At 73.4% G+C, this 3,248-nt stretch carries 4 protein-coding genes and 1 pseudogene; 4 read left to right on the plus strand and 1 reads right to left on the minus strand.

Annotated features, from left to right (window positions below):
* Both EHS43_RS40975 and cobI read left to right on the plus strand, forming a co-directional pair.
* A pseudogene (locus EHS43_RS40975) lies at positions 1 to 509 on the plus strand (cobyrinic acid a,c-diamide synthase); the annotation flags it as partial.
* Positions 494 to 1,240 carry a precorrin-2 C(20)-methyltransferase gene (gene cobI, locus EHS43_RS40980; protein ID WP_125195599.1) on the plus strand — a complete coding sequence of 249 codons (747 nt, stop codon included), beginning with the start codon at positions 494 to 496 and terminating at the stop codon, positions 1,238 to 1,240. The pseudogene EHS43_RS40975 and the gene cobI, both read left to right, overlap by 16 nt.
* Before the next feature lie 32 nt (positions 1,241 to 1,272).
* Here the strand turns inward: cobI and EHS43_RS40985 are convergent, their stop codons facing one another.
* Entirely contained in the window at positions 1,273 to 2,001 is a 729-nt protein-coding gene (locus EHS43_RS40985) for a ZIP family metal transporter (protein ID WP_125195600.1), read from the minus strand.
* 106 nt (positions 2,002 to 2,107) lie between these two features.
* On the opposite strand from EHS43_RS40985, the gene cobM reads away from it, so the two are divergent.
* Together cobM and cbiE are read left to right on the plus strand one after the other, a co-directional pair.
* Complete coding sequence (gene cobM, locus EHS43_RS40990) at positions 2,108 to 2,929, plus strand: precorrin-4 C(11)-methyltransferase (RefSeq protein ID WP_125195601.1); 822 nt, start codon at positions 2,108 to 2,110, stop codon at positions 2,927 to 2,929.
* A partial coding sequence (cbiE, locus tag EHS43_RS40995; RefSeq protein WP_125195602.1) for a precorrin-6y C5,15-methyltransferase (decarboxylating) subunit CbiE occupies positions 2,926 to 3,248 on the plus strand: 323 nt, incomplete at its 3' end. The genes cobM and cbiE, both read left to right, overlap by 4 nt.

Here is a 3,248-nt window from a genome sequence, read left to right on the forward strand (position 1 = left end):
CCTTCGATCCCCTACGGGACGAGCAACTGCCCGACGGCACCGCCGGATTGGTCATCGGCGGCGGGTTCCCCGAGGTCTACGCCGCCGAGCTCTCCGCCAACGAGCCGCTGCGCAAGGCCGTGTCCGCCCTCGCGGAGACCGGCGCTCCCGTGGCCGCCGAGTGTGCCGGGCTGCTCTACCTGTGCCGGGAGCTCGACGGGCAGCCGATGTGCGGGGTGCTCGACGCCTCGGCGCGGATGCAGGAGAAGCTCACCCTCGGGTACCGGGACGCGGTCGCCGTCAGTGACAGTTCGCTGGCCGTCGCCGGGACACGGATACGCGGGCACGAGTTCCACCGGACCGTGGTGGAGCCGGGGGCGGGGGACGCGGCGGCCTGGGGTGTGCGGGTGCCCCGGCGGCGGCTCGAGGGTTTCGTACAGCGTGGTGTGCACGCGAGTTATCTGCACACGCACTGGGCCTCGCAGCCCGGTGTCGCCCGTCGGTTCGTGGAGAGGTGCCGGACGTCATGAGCAGCAGCAGGTTGATCGGGGTCGGGGTCGGGCCCGGGGATCCGGAGCTGGTGACCGTCAAGGGGGTCAACGCCCTGCGCGCCGCCGAGGTCGTCGTCGTGCCCGTCATGGACACGGGCGAGCGGGGCCGGGCCGAGGCGACCGTGCTGCACTACGTGCCGCAGGAGAAGATCGTCCGGGTCGTCTTCGCCCTCAACGAGCGGACCGATCACGGTCGGCGCGAGGCCGCCTGGGACGCGGCCGGGGACCGGGTGGCCCAGTTGCTCGCCGCCCACGCGTCCGTCGCCTTCGCGACCATCGGCGATCCCAACGTCTACTCCACCTTCACCTATCTCGCCCACACCATCGGCGCGCTCGTGCCCGGCGTCGTCGTCGAGACCGTGCCCGGGATCACCGCCATGCAGGACCTCGCGGCGCGTTCGGGGGCCGTGCTGACCGAGGGCACCGAGCCGCTCACCCTGGTGCCCGTCACCGCCGGTTCCGCCGTGCTCAAGGACGCGCTCAACGGCCCCGGGACGGTCGTGGCGTACAAGTTCGGGCGGCAGGCCGCTGAGGTGGCCGAGGCGCTCAGGGAGACCGGGCGGATCGAAAACGCCGTATGGGGATCGGCGCTGGGTCTTGAGGCCGAGTCCATCCGGTCCGCCGCCGAGCTCGACGGGGCTCCCCTGCCGTATCTCTCCACGCTGATCGCGCCCGCGCGGCGGGACGGCAGCCGGGGCGGCAAGCTGTGAGACCGTCGGCGGATCACCGCGGAGCGGCCGGGTCAGCCGGCCAGGCCCACCACCAGCCAGATGAAGCCCGCGCCCGCGATCGTGCACAGCAGGGTCGAGCGGGCGGGGTGTTCGTGGTGGGCCTCGGGCAGGATCTCGGCGGCCGCGAGGTAGAGCAGCGCGCCGCCGAAGAGGCCGAGATAGCCGCCGAGCAGGCTCTCCGGAATGGTCACGAACGTCGTCGAGGCGGCGCCCACGACCGGGGCCGCCGCGTCCGCGAACAGCATCCCGAGCGCTCTGCGGCGGGCGTTGCCGTACAGGCTCGTGATCGTGTACGTGTTGAAGCCGTCCGCGAAGTCGTGGGCCACCACGGCGAGTGCCACGGCCGCGCCCATGCCGCCGCCCACCTGGAAGGCCGCGCCGATGGCCACGCCGTCCATCGCGCTGTGGCCGACCATCGCGGCCGCCGCCGTGAGGCCGACCTCCGGGGCCCGGCCGTTGTGCTCCTCGCCCCCGTGGGCGGCCTGGCGGGCGGCGAGCAGGCGTTCCACCAGATGGGCCAGCAGGAACCCGGCCACGAACAGGAGCAGGGCCGCGGGCACGCCGAAGACCTCGTCGCCGGCCGCGCGCAGCGCCTCCGGCAGCAGGTCCAGGCCGACCACGCCGAGCATCAGTCCGCCGGCCAGGCCGAGGACCAGATGGCGGCGGTCGGTCACCCGCTGTGCCGTCCAGCCGCCGGCCAGCGTCATCAGGAACGCGCCGAGCGCGACGAAGACCGCCATAGGGCCTTGGTATCCGATCAACCCCTGTTCGCGCACATCCGGCCACCGTGCCGACCGCAGCCGTAAGACCTTGTGAAGACCTTTTGTGACGAGAGGACCGATTTCCATGGCCGTTGCCCCCACCGGCAAGGTGACCTTCGTCGGTGCCGGCCCCGGCGCCGCCGATCTGCTGACGTTCCGGGCCGCGCGCGCCATCGCCGAGGCCGACGTCGTGATCTGGGCCGCGAGCCTGGTGCAGGCGGAGGTCCTCGAACACGCGCGTGAGGACGCGGAGATCCTCGACTCGGCGACCATGTCGCTGGAGGACGTGGTCGCCGTGTACGAGCGGGCGCGCGAGGAGGGGCTGCGGGTCGCCCGGATCCACTCCGGCGACCCCGCCCTGTGGGGCGGCACGCAGGAGCAGCTCGACCGGTGCGCGCGGCTCGGTATCGCCACCGAGGTCGTGCCCGGGGTCTCCGCCTTCTCCGCGGTCGCCGCGCTCGCGCAGCGGGAGCTGACCATCCCCGAGGTCGCGCAGTCCGTGGTGCTCACCCGGCTCGGCGGCGGCAAGACGCCGATGCCGCCCGGCGAGGAGGTGCGGGAGTTCGCCAAGCACGGCACCACCATGGCGATCTTCCTGTCCGCCGCGCGCAGCGGGCAGTTGGTGCGGGAGCTGCTGGAGGGCGGCTACCCCACGGCCACGCCGGTGGTGGTCGCCTACCAGGCCACCTGGCCCGAGGAACTGGTCGTGCGCTGCACGATCGAGACGCTGGAGGAGACGGTCAAGGAGCACAAGCTGTGGAAGCACACGCTGTTCCTGGTCGGCCCGGCACTGGACTCCGAGGGCACGCGCTCGCACCTCTACCACCCCGGCCACTTCCACGGGTACCGCAAGGCCGACCCGGAGGCCCGTCGGGCGCTGCGGGCGGCGAAGGGTGCCGGCACGTGATCACGGTCGTGGGTACGGGGACGGGGGCGGCGCCGGCCGAGTCCCTGGCCGGTGCGGAGCTGGTCGTGGGCGGGCGGCGGCACCTGGACGCGGCGGCGCTCCCGGCGGATGCCGAGCGGGTCGTCCTCGGACCGCTGGCACCGGCGCTGGACGTCATCGAACGGCATCGCGACAAGGGCAGCCGCATCGTCGTGCTGGCCTCGGGCGACCCCGGGTTCTTCGGGATCGTGCGGGTGCTCGCCGAGCGGTTCGGCCCGGCGGCGTTGGACGTCCGTCCCGGCGTGTCCTCCGTGGCCGCCGCGTTCGCCCGGGTGGGGGT

It is taken from the genome of Streptomyces sp. RP5T, from assembly GCF_003933965.1.
In the GTDB taxonomy this organism is placed as follows: Bacteria; Actinomycetota; Actinomycetes; order Streptomycetales; family Streptomycetaceae; genus Streptomyces.

Excerpts from the sequence above, each read along its gene's own strand:
- EHS43_RS40985 (WP_125195600.1), bottom strand. The coding sequence starts at position 2,001 with ATGGCGGTCTTCGTCGCGCTCGGCGCGTTCCTGATGACGCTGGCCGGC.
- cobM (WP_125195601.1), top strand. The coding sequence starts at position 2,108 with ATGGCCGTTGCCCCCACCGGCAAGGTGACCTTCGTCGGTGCCGGCCCC.